Genomic DNA, 15,967 nt, shown 5'->3' on the forward strand with positions numbered 1-15,967 from the left:
GGTCCGCCGCCGCCTACGCCGCCACACCGCCGTCCCCACCGCCCGCGACCTCGACCAACAACTCGCCGAGATCGGGTAGCACCCGCGAGGGCCCACGGCCGCGCGCGGCCTCCCCTCCTCGCGCGGGGCCCCCGCCGGACTGCTTCGCCAGCCCGGTGGGTCCGCTTCGCCCGGCCCCCCAGTCGTCCCCACCGGTTCGCGGACCGTCACCTCCTCGCCCACCCACACGGTGCGAGCGCGACCGGTGGGGACCTCACCCGCATCGCCGTCTTCATAGCCGTTTTCGTCGGCTTTCCGGTGAGGTGACCAGTAAAATAAGGAAGCTGCGCCAGAAATCAGGCAGCCAACGGCCGTCAGACAGCCCAAACACGGCTCGACGAGTCAGCCCACGAGACAGTCGATCGAGACAGTCCGACGAGACAGCCCGCCGGCAGCTTCCGGAAGGCCCGCCATGCCCGATCCGAAGTCCACGGTCACCGAGTTCCTGGCGGCGCTGGAACGGCTGGACATCGACGCCGCGCTCGACCTGGTCGCCGACGACGTCGTCTACCAGAACGTCCCGCTTCCGCCCGCCCGCGGGCGGGCCGCGGTGGAGAAGCAGCTGAGGTGGATGGGGCGGTACTTCACGGGGTTCGAGGTGCGCGTCCGGCATCTCGCCGTCGATGGGTCGGTCGTGCTCTCCGAACGGACCGACGTGCTGCGGTCGGGCTCATGGGAAGCGGCTTTCTGGGTGTGCGGCACCTTCGAGGTGCGGGACGACCGAATCGTCCTGTGGCGGGACTACTTCGACTGGGCCACGTTCCTGGCCGCCGGCGCTCGCGGTGCCGGGAACGTCGTCGCCGCCCAGGTCGGCGCGCTGCTCGCCAAGGCCCGGGGCAACGGGAAGACCGGCTGACCGGCCGCCGCCCCGCCCGCTCACCGTCGTGGACGGGTGCCGGGGAAGGCTCAGGCTGAACCGGCTCGGATCCGCGCGTAGGCGGCCTCGAAGGCCCTCAGGGCACGGTTGTCGAAGAGGACGAAGCGGGCCTCGTCCAGAGCGGACGGGGTCTCGAGAACGGCGGTGACCGCGATGCGGGCGGCGTCCGCGAGGGGCCAGGCGAAGGCGCCGGTGCTGACCGCCGGCAGGGCGAGGGTGCGCGCCCCCAGCTCGTCGGCCAGGCGCAGCGCCTCGACGTGGCAGGAACGCAGCAGCGCGGAGCGGTCCTCGCGGGCGGAGTAGACCGGGCCGACCACATGGATGACGTGCCGCGCCGGCAGCCGCCCCGCCTGGGTCGCCACGGCGCCGCCCGCCGGCAGGCCTCGGGGGTACTCGGTCTCGCGCAGCCGCCGGCAGGCCGCCAGGATCTCCGGGCCGCCCGCGAAGTGGATCGCCCCGTCGACCCCGCCGCCGCCCAGCAACGACGAGTTCGCCGCGTTCACGACCGCGTCCACCCGCTGCTCGGTGATGTTGCCACGCACGAACGTGATCTTGGCCGTCGACGACGCCATCCGAACGGCCCTCCTCCAGTCGCGCCAGGCCTCGCGCCAGGCTCATTGTGCTCGCCACGAGGGCCGCGGGACCCCGGGCACGCCGCAGCGACCACGCGGGGCCCCAGCGGCCGCGCTGGGGCCCCTGGCCACCGCGTCGGCCCCCGTGGGAGCGGCGCCGTCAGGCCGCGCCGATCCGCGTGCCGTCGCCGGCGAAGAAGGTGAGGGCGGGCGCCGCGGCGGAGAGGGTGACCGCGGTGCCCGGCTGGACGGCCCCCTCGGCGCCGATGCGGACGGCCAGCGGCCCAGCCGGGGTCTGGACGTAGACGACGCGTTCGGCGCCGAGGCGCTCGGAGACGACGACCGTGCCGTCCAGGCGGAGCGCGCCGCCGTCCGGGGACCCAGCCGCCGGGCCCGCGGGGGCGAGCCGGAGGCCCTCGGGGCGCACGCCCACCGCGGCGGCCCCCGCCGGGGCGGCGACGGCGAAGCCGGGACCGGCCAGCACGCCGTCGGCGCGGGCACCGTCGAGGACGTTCATCGGCGGGCTGCCGACGAACGTGGCGACGAAGCGGCTCGCCGGGCGGTCGTAGATCTCGTCGGGGGTGTCCAGCTGCTCCAGGCGGCCGGCGTCGAGGACGGCGACGCGGTCGCCGACCGCCATCGCCTCGGCCTGGTCGTGGGTGACGAACAGCGCGGTCGAGCCGAGCCGGCGCAGCAGGGCGACGATCTCGACGCGCAGCTCGACGCGCAGCTTCGCGTCCAGGCCGGACATCGGCTCGTCGAGCAGCACCACCCGGGCCCGCCGGGCGAGCGCCCGCCCGATCGCGACCCGCTGGCGCTGGCCGCCGGACATCTGCGCCGGCCGCCGCCTGGCCAGCGCGCCGATGCCGAGCATGTCCAGGGTCTCGCGGGCGCGCGCCACGGCCTGGGCCTTCGGCATCTTGCGGCCGTAGCGCAGCGCCAGCGTCAGGTTGTCCAGCGCCGACAGATGCGGATAGAGGGCGTAGTGCTGGAAGACCAGCGCCACGTCCCGCTGGTGGGGCGGAATGCCGGCCTGGTCGGCGCCGCCGAACAGCAGCCGGCCGGCGGTCGCCTCCTCGAGGCCGGCGCAGATCCGCAACAGGGTGGACTTGCCGGAGCCGGACGGGCCGAGAAGCGCGACGATCTCGCCGGGGGCCACCGACATGGTCACGTCGGCGAGTGCCCGGACCGGGCCGAAGTCCCGGCCCAGGCCCACCATCTCGATGGGCACCCCGGCGGTGGCGCCGGCGGCGGCCGGGGCCACCGCGCCGACCTCCTTGGTCAGCGCCACCGATCCGGCGGGAACCTCCGGGGTCGCCGATCCGGGTGGGTCCCCGGCGTCGTCGCCGCCCGGCCGCGCGGCCAGCTCCGTCATCTCAGGTCAGCCATCTCAGGTCAGCTCCGTCACGAGGTCCGTCAGGACGCGGTCAGCTCGGTGGCCTTGGCCTGCGCCTCGCGCATCGCGGCGGCCGGGTCGGTGCCGGTCATCGCCCGCATCACCTGGTCGGTGAGCGCCTGCGGGACCTCGCCGCCGCGGCTGCCCGGCCAGGCCGGGGCCGCCACCAGCGAGCCGCCCAGGCCCTTGAACTGCTCCAGCTCGGGGAACTCCTGGTAGAAGCTCGCGAGCTGCTCGGCGGCGGCGGTGTCGACGGGCAGGTAGCTGACCGCCTCGACGCCGGCGGCGACGACGTCCGGCGCGAGCAGCGAGACCACCAGCTCGGTCGCCATCTGCCGCTGGCAGTCGTCGGTGGACAGCACGGTCAGCGCGTTGCCGCCGGCGACCGGGTGCTGGGTGCCGCCCGGCAGGGTCGGGAACGGCAGGACGCCGGCCCGGAAGCCGTTCGCGCCCTGCTCGCGGATGTAGCGCAGGCCGGCCGCGAGCGAGGCGACCGTGGCGCCGACCATCGCGGTCTGCTTCTGGATGCCGAACCTCAGCAGGCCGTTCGCGGACGGCGAGTCGGACTGCGGGCCGTAGGAGCCGACCTTGGCGAGGAACTGCGCGGCCTCGATCACGGTCGGGTCGTCCAGGTTCGGCGTGCCGTCCGCGTTCTGGATCTGGACGCCCTTGGAGCTCGCGAGCGTGCTCAGGTACCACTGGGCGAACTGCTCGCCGGTCGGCAGGTCGATCGGCTGGACGCCGCCCGCCGCCTTGATCTTCTCCGTGGCGGCGAGCACTCCGGTGGTGGTGGTCAGCGTCTTCGGGTCGACGCCGGCCTTCTCCAGCACGTCGAGGTTGTAGATCAGCACCGGCATCGAGACCTGCGCCGGGATGCCGATCTGCTTGCCGTCGATCTGGCCGAGCTTGAGGAACCCCTGGTCGTAGGTGGAGCGCAGCAGGTTCGCCGGGAGCTCCCTGGCGCCGAGCTGCTTGGCGAACACCGGCAGGACGTCGAACCCTGCGACGGCGACGTCGGCCTGCTTGCCGGCGGCCTTGTCCGCGGAGAGCTGCTGGAGGAGCGCCACGTAGTTCGGCGCCTCGTTGAGCGTCACGGTCAGGCCCGGGTGTGCCTTCTCCATGTACGCCTTGCCGTTCTTGGCGGCGTCGCTGAGCGCGGTGATCCCGTAGAACGTCAGGTTCTTCACCTTGGCGGCGCACTCGGGCGAGGCGGTGGCGCCGTTGACGCCGGCGACGCCGGCCTCGGCGGTGCGCGCGGTCGGCTGGAGGTTGGGCTGGTCGGCGCTGTCGCCGCCGCCCCCGCAGGCGGCGGCCGTGACCGCGAGGGCCGTGGCGGCGGCGAGCGCCGACAGCGAACGTGTCGGCCGGAGTAGGCTGCGTGTTTCGCGCCCGCGGAGGCCTCGCGCGCCAGCAACGATGCGGATCACGGGTGTCCTTCCAGTGTTCTCATGATCGGTGGGGCGGTCAGCCACCGACGCCCGTGCCGGTCAGGCCGGCGGTGAGGCGTCGCTGGGCGACGAGGAACACGACGAGGCTGGGCAGGCTGATGATCAGGGCACCGGCGGAGAGCACGGCGAAGTCCGGCAGGCCCATGCTCGGGGAGTTCATCATCGTGACCAGCGCCAGGGGCGGGGTGTGGATCTCGGGCGAGCGGGCCTCCAGCAGCGGCCACAGGTACTCGTTGAACGACAGCAGGAAGCTGAAGACCGAGACGGTCGCGATGGCGGGCATCGACAGCGGCACCACGATGGTCCGCAGCGTTCGGAGAAGTCCGAGGCCGTCCATGCGGGCCGCCTCCAGCACCGAGACCGGGATCGTGGTCATGTACTGGCGCAGCAGGAAGATCGAGGCGGCGCTGGTCATGAACGGCAGTACCAGGCCGACGCGCGTGTTGGCGAAACCCAGGGCGGAGATCGTCACGTAGTTCGGGATCGCGGTCACCTGGCTCGGCACCAGCAAGGTCGCCAGCACCAGCCCGAACACCGCGGCGCGGCCGCGAAACGGCACCCAGGCGAACACGTAGGCCGCCGGGATCGCGGTCAGCAGCTGCAACACCAGGATCGCCAGGCTGACCACGATCCCGGTCACCAGCGCCCGGCCCAGGTGGGCCTCCTCGAAGGCTCGCTGGAAGGCGTGAAAGCTGACCGACTCCGGGATCGGGTTCGCCGTGAGGCTCAGCGCCGACTGGGACGGGCCGAACGCGGTGCGCGCCATCCAGACGAACGGCAGCAGCGCGAAGAACACCCCCAGCGCGAGCACCACGGCCCGCCCGGCGAGCCCGGCCAGCCGGCCCCTCCCGCGCCGGCCGGCCCGCGGCGCCGGCGCGCCCGCCTCGCGCCCGGCCGGCTGGCCGACCGACGGTTCGGTCACCGACGGCTGGGGCGCCGAAGATTGGGGCACCGAGGGTTGGGGCGCCGAGGGTTGGGTCATCGAGCCGCCTCCGCCGCGATGCCAGGCCCCGCGCCGACCCCCGCCAGGGCCAGGCCGGGGTCGCCGTCGGCCCCGAGGCCGGCGCCCGTCTCGTCGATCCGGGCGGCCCGCTCCCGCGCCCGCCGGCCGAGCACCGAGCCGACGATCCCGATCAGCACGATTCCCAGGATGAGCAGCAACGCGAGCGCGGACGCGTAGCCGATCCGGAACGAGCCGGTGAAGCCGACCTCGAAGATGTAGTAGACGATCGTCGCGCTCGACCGGAACGGGCCGCCATCGGTCAGCACCGCCACCGTCTCGAACGTCTGCAGCGTGAGGATCGTGGTGAAGACCGCGAGGAAGATCGTGGTAGGCGCGAGCAGTGGCAGCGTGACGTGCCGCAGCCGGGCGAACCCGCGGATCCCGTCGACGTCGGCCGCCTCGTACACCGACGCCGGGATCGCGGTCAGCCCGGCGAGGTAGACCACGAACACGAAGCTCGTCAGCCGCCAGCCACCGACCAGCGCCACCACCGGCAGCGACGTCGACTCGTCTCCCAGCCAGTTGCGCGGCTGCGCGCCGAGCCAACCGATGAACGTGTTCACCAAGCCCTTAGGACTCGGGTCGAACATGTAGGCGAACACGACGGCGATCGCGACCAGGTTCGCGCTGACCGGCAGGAACAACGCGAGCCGCAGCGCGCCGCGCCCCCTGACGACCTTCTGGGTCGCCAGCGCCAGCGCGAGCCCGACGACGACCGCCGGGACGACCGTCAGCACGCAGTACAGCAACGTGTTGACGACCGACTTGCCGAAGTCCGGATCGTGGAACGCCTCGCGCAGGTTCGCGGTGCCCACCCACTGGAAGCTCGGCCCCGTCAACGTCTTGTCCGTGCCGGCCGTGAACGCCGAGACCAGCGCCGGGCCGAGCACGAACACGGTGAGCCCGAGCAGGGCGGGGAACAGCAGCGCGCCAACCCGCCAGCCACCAACGCCGGCTATGTTCCGAGTTCGCTTCGGCGCCGCACTTGCTGCGCGGCCGTCCTCGTACCTCGGACGACCACTCCGCTCGCTTGCGCCTGCGCTCACAGCGCGCTCGTCCCCCCTGTCGCCCCTCTCGCCACGCTTACGCATCTTGGCCCGCATCGCGTCACCTGCCTAGAAGGCGAGCTGACCAGAAGGTGAACAGGACCGGTCCGACCCGTGTTCGCGATCGCGTGGCCACCGGATCGGCGCCAGGGATCCCACAGACGCCAGATGCCTGCAAGAATGGCAGGCAACCTAATGTCGATCTTGGGACTGCGATGAGTGACGGGACCGGCTCCGAGTGGGGACGGGTCGCTGACGACGGCACCGTCTATGTACGGACGTCCGAGGGCGAGCGCGCTGTCGGCTCGTGGCGGGCCGGCAGCCCCGACGAGGGGCTCGCGCACTTCGTGCGCCGCTACGAGGACCTCTCCGCCGAGGTGGAGCTGCTGGAAAAGCGGGTGATGATCGCCGGCGTCGACCCTGTCGGCGTGGCCGCCAGCGCGCAGCGGCTGCTCGACGGGCTCGACGGCGCCGCGGTGGTCGGCGACCTGGACGCGCTGCGCGCCCGGCTCGCCGCCCTGCTTGGGGTGACGGAGAGCCGCCGCTCCCAGGTGCAGGCCGAGCGGGCCGCCCGCGCCGCCCAGGCGGTCGCGGCCAAGGAGGAGCTGGTCGCCGAGGCGGAGCGGCTGGCGAAGAGCTCCGACTGGAAGACGGTCAGCGAGCGGTTCCGGACGATCGGCGAGGAGTTCCGCGCGATCACGGGTGTCGACAAGCGGACCGACTCCGGCCTGTGGCGGCGGATCGCCGCCGCCCGCGAGGAGTTCGCCCGTCGCCGCACGGCGCACTTCGCCGCGCTCGACACCCAGCGCGCCAGGTCGAAGGAACGCAAGGAAACGTTGATCGCCGAGGCCGAGTCGCTCGCCGAGTCGACCGACTGGGGCGCCACCACCGCCCGGTTCCGCGCGCTGATGGCCGAGTGGAAGACGGCCGGGCGGGCGGCCAAGGAGGTCGACGACGAGCTGTGGGCCCGGTTCCGGGCGGCGCAGGACGCGTTCTTCAGCCGCCGCAACGCGGTGAACGCCGAGCGCGACGCGGCGGCGCGGGCCAACCAGACCGCCAAGGAGGCGCTGCTGGCGGAGGCCGCCGAGCTGGATCCGGCCGACGCCGAGCGCTCGCTGCGCAAGCTGCGCGAGATCCAGGAGCGCTGGGACGCCGTCGGCCGGGTGCCGCGCGACGCGGTCGGTCAGCTGGAGCGCCAGCTGACCGCGATCGGCGACCGGATCCGCGAGGCGGCCGACGCCCGCTGGTCGCGCCAGGGCACGGAAACCTCGCCGTTCGTCGCGAAGCTGCGCGAATCGGTGAGCCGGCTCGAGGAGAAGCTCGAGAGAGCCAAGGCCTCGGGCAGGACCAAGGACATCGCCAAGGTGGAGGCCGATCTCGCCACTCAGCGCGCCTGGCTCGCCCAGTCCGAGCGCTAGCGGCGCGAACCACCAAGGACCCCGCCGACCGGCGCACATCCGCGCTGGTCAGCGGGGTCTTTCCCGTTGGTTTCCTGCTCGCCGGTGGTCCGACACGACCGTCGAACGCTAACCGAGCGCTTGCCATAGTTAGCACCGCGACGTAGCGTCGCCATCGTCGATGCGGTGTGGCATCGTCACGTGACGCCACAGGTCGGCGACCCTTGGTCGTGTCGGGTGTTCCCGGGGCTCCTGCCCGGATCGCCGGCCTCTCAGATCGGCTTCGCCGATCCGGGAGGAACCCTGCCGCCGATCCGGGGCCCCCTTGGAGGTCCGGGATTCGCCGCGAAGCGGCGCGGGCGCTGTGGCGGCGTCGCGGCACCGGACGTCGTGGGCCGGACGGCCCGCGGCGCGGCGAGGGAGGTGGACGAGCCGGTGGCGGCCCTGAACGTCCGCGAGCTGGGTGACTTCATCCGGGACCAGCGGCGCGCCGCGCACATCTCGCTGCGGCAGCTGGCCCAGCAGGCCGGGGTGAGCAACCCGTACCTGAGCCAGATCGAGCGCGGCCTGCGCAAGCCGTCGGCGGAGATCCTGCAGCAGATCGCCAAGGCGCTGCGCATCTCCGCCGAGGTCCTCTACGTACAGGCCGGGATCCTCGAGGAGCGGGAGGGCAGCGAGAACCTGCACGCCGCCGTGCTCGCCGACGAGACGCTCACGGCACGCCAGAAGCAGGTCATCCTCGACATCTATGCGGCGTTCCGCCGGGAGAACGCGGCCGCCGCCGAGGGTGCCCCCGGTGGCGGGGGTTCCGGCGCCACCACGGGAACGGGAGCGCCGGACGCCGCGGCCCGGGACGCGCGGGCGCCGGAGTCCGGGCCCGCCCCCGCCGCTCCGGCCAGGGCCCGGCAAAGCACGCCCGCCACGGGCACGACCCGGCGGGCGCGCGCCGCGGGCAACGGGAACGCCGCGGATCAGCCCGCGCGCCGGGCCACCACCCCGAAGTCCACCACCCCGAAGGCAACGACCCGGCGGACGGCGACGACCGCCAAGGCCGCGGCGGACGCTCCCCACGCCAACCCGGCGGCGGCCACCACCGAAGAACCAACGGCGACGCCCGCGCCGTAGCCGGCGCGGGCTCGACGATCCATGACGGTGAACCCGACTGACCCTGAAGGCGGTGCACCGCGCCCAGCACGACAACGGACAGACAGATGCGCGTAGGACCGCCGGTCTCACGCGCGGAGGAGGTCAGATGGCTACCGAACGGACGACCACGCCCCGAACCAGGCGCACCGGCGCCGCGGCGTCCTCGAAGAGCACCTCGGCGCGCGGCGGGAGCACCACCGCGCGCGGCGGCGGCACGACAACCCGCGGCGCGGGCACCGGCACGGCGGCCCGCGGCACCGGGCCCGAGTCGACGACGACGAGGAGCACGCCGAGCCAGCGGCGGGCGCCGATCTCCGAGGTCCGCAAGCCGCTGTATGCCTACGTCGGCGCCGCCGACATCGCCGTCGAGAAGCTGCGCACCCTGCCCGCCACGGCCGGCACGGAGGTCCGCCGGCTGTCCGACCGGGTCGGCGGGCTGACGATGGAGGCGGTCAAGGTCCCGACCCAGGTCAGCTCCGTGATGCGCGCCCTGCCGGACACGGTCGGTACCCAGCTGTCCGGCCTTCCGGGCCGGGCCGCGCAGCTCTACAACTCCTGGGCGAACCGCGGCGAGAAGCGAGTCACCGAGATCCGCCGCGCTCCGGCGACCGAGGAGGCCGTCACCCGTACCCGCACCGCCGTCAGCCGGACCAAGGCGGCGAGCACGTCGGCCCGGCGCGCGGCCGGTGCCGCGGGCGCCGCGGGCAAGGCCGCCGTCGGCCAGGCGCGCCGCGCCACCGAGCCGCGGAAGTAGCCGCCGGTCAGGCTCCGTTCACTGGTTCGCGCCGGCTTTCGCTCGCGCGCCAGGCGCGCTGCGCCTCCGCATGATTGCGGCGAGTGACATGGACCACGAGTCCTGGACCCGGACGTCCGGGACTCGTGGTCCACATGTTGTATGGCCGTCATGCGCTACCGTCCGCTGGGCAGCTCCGGCCTGCTGGTCTCCGTCGTCGGTCTTGGTTGCAACAACTTCGGTTCGAGGGTCGACCTCAACGGCACGCGCGCCGTGGTCGACGCCGCGATCGAGGCCGGCATCAACTTCTTCGACACGGCGGACACCTACGGCAACAAGGGTGGCTCGGAGACGCTGCTCGGGCACGTGCTGCGGTCCCGCCGGGACGACGTGGTGCTCGCCACCAAGTTCGGTAACGACATGGGCGGGGTCTACGGCCCGGACTACGGCGCCCGGGCGTCGCGCCGCTACATCCGCAAGGCCGTCGAGGGGTCGCTGTCGCGCCTGCAGACCGACTACCTCGACCTCTACCAGCTGCACAACCTCGACGGAGTCACCCCGATCGAGGAGACACTCGACGCCCTGGACGAGCTGGTCAAGGAGGGCAAGGTCCGCTACGTCGGGGCCTGCAACCTCGACGGCTGGCAGGCGGCGGACGCCGAGTGGACGGCACGTGCCTCGGGCCGCACCAGGTTCATCTCGGCGCAGAACCACTACAACCTGCTGGAGCGCGGCGTCGAGGCCGAACTGGTGCCCGCAGCCCTGAAGTATGGGATCGGCATCCTGCCGTACTTCCCGCTCGCCAACGGCATCCTGACCGGCAAGTACAGCCGCGACGAGCCGCCGGAGCCGGGTACCCGGATGGCGGGCCGGCAGGACGAGCTGACCGACGAGATCTTCGACCAGGTCGAGACCCTGGAGACGTTCGCTCGCGAACGAGACCGGTCCCTGCTCGACGTCGCGATCGGCGGGCTGGCCGCCCAGCCCGGCGTCGCCTCCGTCATCGCGGGCGCCACCAGCGCCGCCCAGGTCCGCGCGAACGCCGTGGCCGGCGCCTGGCAGCCCCGGGCCGACGACCTCGCCGTCCTCGACAAGATCGCCCCGACCTACCGCCCGCGGGCCTGACCGCTTGGCGGCAGGGCGGGCGCCCTCGACACCGCGCGAGCGCCCGCCGACTCGTCGGCGGAAAGAGCGGGCCGGTGGGCGCCGCGCACCTGCCAGCCTGCCCACCGCCGCCGTTTCGAAGCCGTCCCCTCCGGGTGAGCGCCGCGGTCAGCCGCCGCTGACGGGAGAACCTGGCACTGGCTCGGCGGGCTTGGGCTCGGTCGGGTTGGGCTCGTGGGGTTGGCTCCTACGACGCCCCGGCCGGGCGTGGGAAGGCCGCGCGGTTCGGGCGACGCGCGGTCGCCGTGGGCTGTTGCTGGCGTGGGACGACGGTGACGGCGGGCCGGGGCAGGACGCGTTCGATCTCGTCGGCACCGAGGCGGGCGCCGGCGACGGCGCGCAGCTCGGAGCCGAGGCGGGCGGCGGCGGCGCGGTGCGAGCCGTCGTCGAGCATCCGCGCGATGGCGTCGCGGATCACGGGAGCGGGGGCGGAGCGGCGCACCGTCAGACCGGCGCCGGAGCGGGCGACCGCCGCGCCCACCGCCTTCTGGTCGCCGAGGGTGAAAGCCGGAAGGATGACCATCGGCAGGTCATGCGCGAGGGCCTGCAGGGTGGTGCTGAAGCCACCGTGGCCGACGACCATGCTGACGTTCGGCAGCACCTCGCGGTGCGGCAGGAAGCCGTGCGCCTCGACGTTGCGCGGCACGTCGAGCTCGGCGGGGTTGACGGCGCGGCCGGTGGTCAGTACCACCTCGACCGGCAGGTCGGCCACAGCCGTCATGATCTCCCGCAGCGTCTCGACCTGGCCACGGTAGAAGATCGAGCTGAGGCTCACCAGGGCACGGCCGGTCCCGGAATGCGGCACGGGCGACACCCCGGCCGGCCAGACCGGGCCGGTCAGCCGCGTGTTCGGCGCCCTGACCACCCGCGGCTCCAGCGCGGGGATCCCCGGCACCAGCGCCCGGGCGGCCCGGGCCCACAGGGCGGTCGGCGACAGGCGCCGCTGGCCGCTCAGCAGCCGCACCCAGGGGGCGAAGCCACGGGTCATGAAGCCGTGCAGGGTGTGGTGCAGGACGACGTGCCGCACCCGGCCCCGCCGCGTCTGCAGGGCGTGCAGCGCCCCGAGCAGCATCGCGTCGACGACGACCAGGTCGGCCTCCTCCCGGTCGAGGGACTCCACCAGGTCGACGCCCGCCCCGGCGTCGAGGAAGACGCCCACGTAGTCGGCGGCCCAGCGCGCCAGGCTCATCCGGTCCAGCGGGGTGTGGGCGGCCGCGCGGCGGTACGCCTCGAACCGCAGCCCGGCTGGCTGGAACGTCGAACGCTGCTCGGCGTGGCCGAGTACCCGCACGTCGTGACCGCGGCGGCTCAGCTCGACCGCGATGCCGAGAGCGGGCGGCACGTTGCCGCCGCCGTTGAAGGTCACCACCAGGACCTTGCTCATGCTGACGACTCTCCAGTATCGGAAGAATCGCGGAACAGGCGGGGGGTTGCAGTTGACCGTAATGACAGTTACGTTTCAGCGTTCCGATCTGCCTCTTGCCTGGTCAGGGCGACGACAGATCCGCAGGTCAGCGCCTCACCGGGCGCTCCGCGACCGACTGGTTGCTGATCGTGACAGCGTCGACGGACGCTGTCCGCGCACTCATCCACCTCATTCGAGCGGTCCGCGGCGGCCCGCGGGCGGCCAGGCGAGGGTGAGCTCGCCAAGCCGCCAGCGGCGCGGAGTGAGCTGGATGGGCCAGCCGGCTGCCCGCAGAGCGCCCACGGCCTGCGTCCAGCGCATACGCGGGCCAAACGGGGCGTAACTGGCGGCATGGTCCCAGGCCTCGTCGAACGCCGTCAGCAGGGCGTGGATGGGCTCGCCGGCCACGTTGCGCGCGATCAGCGCCTTGGGAAGCCGCTCGGCCAGATCGGACGGGCGTTCGAGGCTCGGCAGGTGCGCGGACAGCGTCAGCGTCCCCGGGCCTTCGACGGGCAGCGCGAACCAGCAGGCGCGCCGGCCGATCTCGTCGCAGGTGCCCTCGACGAGCAGGCCACCGGGCGCGAGCCGGGAGCGCATCGCCTGCCAGGCCGGCTCGACCTCATGCTCGGCGTACTGGCGCAGCACGTTCATCGCCCGGATGACCAGCGGGCGCCGGCCGGCGAGCTCGAACCCGCCTCGGGCGAAGGTCAGGCCGGGCGGACGGGCGGCGTGCACCGCCGCGGCGACCCGTTCGGGGTCGAGCTCCAGGCCGAGCACGCGCGCCGACGGGCAGACGGCCCGCAGCCGGTCGTAGAGCTCGACGGCCGTCACCGGCGACGCCCCGTACCCCAGGTCGATGACGAGCGGCTCGTCCGCGGCGCGCAGCAGGGCCGCCCGCGTGCCCGTCAGCCACCGGTCGACCCGGCGCAGCCGGTTCGGCGCCGTCGTGCCCCGGGTCGGCAGGCCGAGCGCGCGGGCCCGGCCGGCCGCCAGCCGTGGGGGCCGGCGCCCAGCCGCCGCCGTCGTCACCTCTCTACCTTGACAGACGGCTCTGCCTCGGCGATCGGCTCTGCCCGGGCGGACGGTTCTGCCCAGGCGGACGGCTCCGTCCGCCTCGCCGGCCCGGGCGGGTCTCCGCCCGGGCGGGCTCCGGGATGACCACGGGCCACCGCGGGGATACCGCTATCTGCCGTCCCCTCGGCCATCGCGTCGGGGACACGGCCCGGTGGCCGGCCCTCGCCTGGGACGCGCGCTCAGCCGCCCAGACCCCGACGTGAGGAGGATCGCGCCGCCCAAAACAGTCGGATAGGCGCCATAACGGCCCTAAGGTGGACAGTCGGCCAACCAGGACGGCCCCTGCGCCGGTCGTCCTTGGCGCCGCGAGGGCCGGTACGGGCATGCCCAGCCGGACGCACACGTTGCAAAGTCCGGGCAATGCAATGTTCGAGTAACAAACGCCGAACGGGCCTGAAGCGGGACTGTCCGCCGGCCGGTTCGCGGTGGGCGCGTGGAGGTGGTCGTGCAGCTGGTCGCGGGCGGAGGCGAACCGTCTCACCAACGGCACGGCGGGCCCCGGCGGGTCGCGATGCTGTCGATGCACACCTCGCCGCTCGAACAACCAGGCACCGGCGACGCCGGCGGCCTGAACGTGTACGTCGTGGAGCTGTCCCGTCAGCTCGCGGCGCTGGGCACCGAGGTCGAGGTGTTCACCCGGGCGACCAGCAGCAGCCTCCCGCCGACGGCCGAGCTGCACCCCGGGGTGACGGTCCGGCACGTGCCGGCCGGCCCCTTCGAGGAGATGCAACGCGCCGAGCTGCCCGCCTGGATGTGCGCCTTCACCGCGGACGTGCTGCGCGCCGAGGCCGAACGGGAGCCGGGCTGGTTCGACCTGGTCCACTCGCACTACTGGCTGTCCGGCCAGGTCGGGCTCGCCGCGGCCCGCCGCTGGGGCGCCCCGCTGGTGCACACCGCGCACACCCTCGCGAAGGTGAAGAACCGCACACTCGCCGTGGGTGACCCGCCGGAGCCGCCGGCCCGGGTGCTGGGCGAGGAAGAGGTGGTCGCGGCCTCGACCCGACTGGTGGCCTCGACCGCCGAGGAGGCCCGCCATCTCGTCGACCTGTACGGAGCCGACCCGACTGCCGTCGACGTGGTCGCTCCGGGCGTCGACCTGGAGATGTTCCGGCCGGGCGAGCAGGCGGCGGCCCGGCGGCGCATCGGCGTCCCGGTGAACGGCCACCTGCTGCTGTTCGTCGGCCGCATCCAGCCGCTGAAGGCACCCGACCTGCTGCTGCACGCGACGGCCGAGCTGCTGCGCCGCGACCCGCGGCTGCGCGAGTCGCTGACGGTGGCCGTGGTCGGCGGGCCGAGCGGCACCGGACTGGACCGGCCGGACGCGCTGGTGAAGCTGGCCGCCGACCTGGGCATCTCCGACGTCGTCCTGTTCCACCCGCCGGCGCCGCGCGCCCAGCTCGCCGACTGGTTCCGGGCGGCCACCGCGGTCGTCGTGCCGAGCCACAGCGAGAGCTTCGGACTGGTCGCGATCGAGGCCCAGGCCTGCGGAACGCCGGTCGTGGCGGCGGCCGTCGGCGGGCTGCGCATCGCCGTCGCCGACGGCCGCTCGGGCATACTGATCGCCGGCCGCGACCCGGTCGCGTACGCGGACGCGCTGTCCGAGCTGCTGGCGCGACCGGGCTGGCGGCGCCGGCTGGCGGCCGGCGCCCGCGCGCACGCCGCCGGCTTCGGCTGGCCGGCGACCGCCCACGGCGTCCTCGCCTCCTATCGCGCCGCCTTGTCCCCCTCGGCCGTCGCCGTCTGATCGGCCGTCGCCGTCCGATCGGCCGTCGCCGTCCGATCCCGTCACGGCGTGGTCCTCGTCACCACGCGGCCCGCCACCGTTTGATCATCGTCCTGAGAGGTCATTGCCGCTGAGGTCAGCCCCGCTTACGGTCGGGACTGCCGACACGAGGCGGAGGAGGCAGTCGTTCATGACCACGACGACATCGGCTGGGGCTGGAGTGGCCGGGAGGATCAGCGAAACCGAACGCGCCTTCCTGGACGAGGTGATCACGAAGGCGCTGGACGACCTCGAGCTGACCTACGAGCACCCCGGGACCGGGTCATTCCTGGTCACCCTGGAGGGCGAGCACAAGCTGCGCACGATGACCTGGCTCGTCGTCCAGGACCACACGCTGCTCATCGAGGCGTTCTTCATGCGCAAGCCGGCGGAGAACGTGGCCGGAACCTACGGGTTCCTGCTCAGCCGCAACGCGAAGACCTACGGCGTGCACTTCTCGATCGACCGGATCGGCGACATCTTCCTCACCGGCCAGGTGCCGCTCACCGCGGTCAACGCCGATGAGATCGACCGGCTGCTGGGCTGCACCCGCACCTACGCCGACGAGAACTTCGACCCGGCGATCGCGCTCGGCTTCGCCCAGGCCATCGCCCGCGAGAAGGCATGGCGCGCCAAGGTCGCCGCCGAGGCCCGCGCCGCCCGCCTGACCCAGCAATAGGACGGTCGCCGGTAAGGGTGCTGGCACGCCCACCCGGACCTCCAGGTCGGCTTCACTCGTCCGGCAGGGCCCCCGCTCCGCCACAGGCCTGACCCTGTCCCGCTCCGGGCGACCCATCCCCAGACCTGTCCGCAAAAACGCGACCCACAACTCGCGGATCAGCGGACAAGTCCCAGACCCCACCACCGACCCGACCCCATCCCGCCCCGAGCAGCCCGTCCCCAGA

At 73.5% G+C, this 15,967-nt stretch carries 14 protein-coding genes; 7 read left to right on the plus strand and 7 right to left on the minus strand.

The features are described from left to right. Positions 1 to 451 precede the first annotated feature (451 nt). Positions 452 to 895, plus strand: a complete 444-nt coding sequence (locus I6A81_RS15785; RefSeq protein ID WP_203006403.1) for a limonene-1,2-epoxide hydrolase family protein — start codon at positions 452 to 454, stop codon at positions 893 to 895. 50 nt (positions 896 to 945) lie between these two features. On the opposite strand, the gene I6A81_RS15790 is transcribed toward I6A81_RS15785, so the two are convergent. The 5 genes from I6A81_RS15790 to I6A81_RS15810 all read right to left on the minus strand — a co-directional run bounded on the left by I6A81_RS15790 (position 946) and on the right by I6A81_RS15810 (position 6,294). Beyond that, positions 946 to 1,488 carry an O-acetyl-ADP-ribose deacetylase gene (locus tag I6A81_RS15790; RefSeq protein WP_203006402.1) on the minus strand — a complete coding sequence of 181 codons (543 nt, stop codon included), beginning with the start codon at positions 1,486 to 1,488 and terminating at the stop codon, positions 946 to 948. Positions 1,489 to 1,648: 160 nt separating this feature from the next. Next, positions 1,649 to 2,707 carry an ABC transporter ATP-binding protein gene (locus I6A81_RS15795; protein ID WP_203006406.1) on the minus strand — a complete coding sequence of 353 codons (1,059 nt, stop codon included), beginning with the start codon at positions 2,705 to 2,707 and terminating at the stop codon, positions 1,649 to 1,651. 197 nt (positions 2,708 to 2,904) lie between these two features. Next, on the minus strand, positions 2,905 to 4,311 hold the full coding sequence (locus I6A81_RS15800; protein WP_203006401.1) for an extracellular solute-binding protein: 1,407 nt from the start codon (positions 4,309 to 4,311) through the stop codon (positions 2,905 to 2,907). A gap of 37 nt (positions 4,312 to 4,348) precedes the next feature. After that, positions 4,349 to 5,254 (minus strand): carbohydrate ABC transporter permease, encoded by a 906-nt coding sequence (locus I6A81_RS15805; protein ID WP_407661312.1) that lies wholly within the window; start codon positions 5,252 to 5,254, stop codon positions 4,349 to 4,351. 56 nt (positions 5,255 to 5,310) lie between these two features. Next, on the minus strand, positions 5,311 to 6,294 hold the full coding sequence (locus tag I6A81_RS15810) for a carbohydrate ABC transporter permease (RefSeq protein ID WP_307874698.1): 984 nt from the start codon (positions 6,292 to 6,294) through the stop codon (positions 5,311 to 5,313). Between the two features lie 302 nt (positions 6,295 to 6,596). Here I6A81_RS15810 and I6A81_RS15815 point away from each other — a divergent pair, with 302 nt between their 5' ends. The 4 genes from I6A81_RS15815 to I6A81_RS15830 all read left to right on the plus strand — a co-directional run bounded on the left by I6A81_RS15815 (position 6,597) and on the right by I6A81_RS15830 (position 10,782). Then, complete coding sequence (locus tag I6A81_RS15815; protein WP_203006399.1) at positions 6,597 to 7,799, plus strand: DUF349 domain-containing protein; 1,203 nt, start codon at positions 6,597 to 6,599, stop codon at positions 7,797 to 7,799. A 414-nt stretch (positions 7,800 to 8,213) separates the two neighbouring features. Further along, positions 8,214 to 8,903, plus strand: coding sequence for a helix-turn-helix domain-containing protein (locus tag I6A81_RS44895; RefSeq protein WP_307874691.1), 690 nt, complete (start codon positions 8,214 to 8,216; stop codon positions 8,901 to 8,903). 127 nt (positions 8,904 to 9,030) lie between these two features. Continuing rightward, positions 9,031 to 9,678 (plus strand): hypothetical protein, encoded by a 648-nt coding sequence (locus I6A81_RS15825; RefSeq protein ID WP_203006398.1) that lies wholly within the window; start codon positions 9,031 to 9,033, stop codon positions 9,676 to 9,678. A gap of 150 nt (positions 9,679 to 9,828) precedes the next feature. Beyond that, positions 9,829 to 10,782: an aldo/keto reductase gene (locus I6A81_RS15830; protein ID WP_203006397.1), complete on the plus strand. Its 954-nt coding sequence runs from the start codon at positions 9,829 to 9,831 to the stop codon at positions 10,780 to 10,782. Between the two features lie 226 nt (positions 10,783 to 11,008). Here the strand turns inward: I6A81_RS15830 and I6A81_RS44900 are convergent, their stop codons facing one another. Together I6A81_RS44900 and I6A81_RS15840 are read right to left on the minus strand one after the other, a co-directional pair. Further along, a complete protein-coding gene (locus I6A81_RS44900) occupies positions 11,009 to 12,205 on the minus strand; it encodes a glycosyltransferase (RefSeq protein ID WP_203010219.1) in 1,197 nt (398 codons plus the stop codon). Between the two features lie 210 nt (positions 12,206 to 12,415). Beyond that, positions 12,416 to 13,255 (minus strand): class I SAM-dependent methyltransferase, encoded by an 840-nt coding sequence (locus tag I6A81_RS15840; RefSeq protein ID WP_203006395.1) that lies wholly within the window; start codon positions 13,253 to 13,255, stop codon positions 12,416 to 12,418. A gap of 556 nt (positions 13,256 to 13,811) precedes the next feature. Between I6A81_RS15840 and mshA the strand changes: the two genes are divergently transcribed. Further along, on the plus strand, positions 13,812 to 15,044 hold the full coding sequence (gene mshA / locus I6A81_RS15845) for a D-inositol-3-phosphate glycosyltransferase (protein WP_203006404.1): 1,233 nt from the start codon (positions 13,812 to 13,814) through the stop codon (positions 15,042 to 15,044). A 169-nt stretch (positions 15,045 to 15,213) separates the two neighbouring features. Next, positions 15,214 to 15,741: a type III secretion system chaperone family protein gene (locus tag I6A81_RS15850; RefSeq protein ID WP_203006394.1), complete on the plus strand. Its 528-nt coding sequence runs from the start codon at positions 15,214 to 15,216 to the stop codon at positions 15,739 to 15,741. Positions 15,742 to 15,967 lie beyond the last annotated feature (226 nt).

Origin of the sequence: Frankia nepalensis (assembly GCF_016786325.1) — a bacterium.
Classification (GTDB): Bacteria; Actinomycetota; Actinomycetes; order Frankiales; family Frankiaceae; genus Pseudofrankia; species Pseudofrankia nepalensis.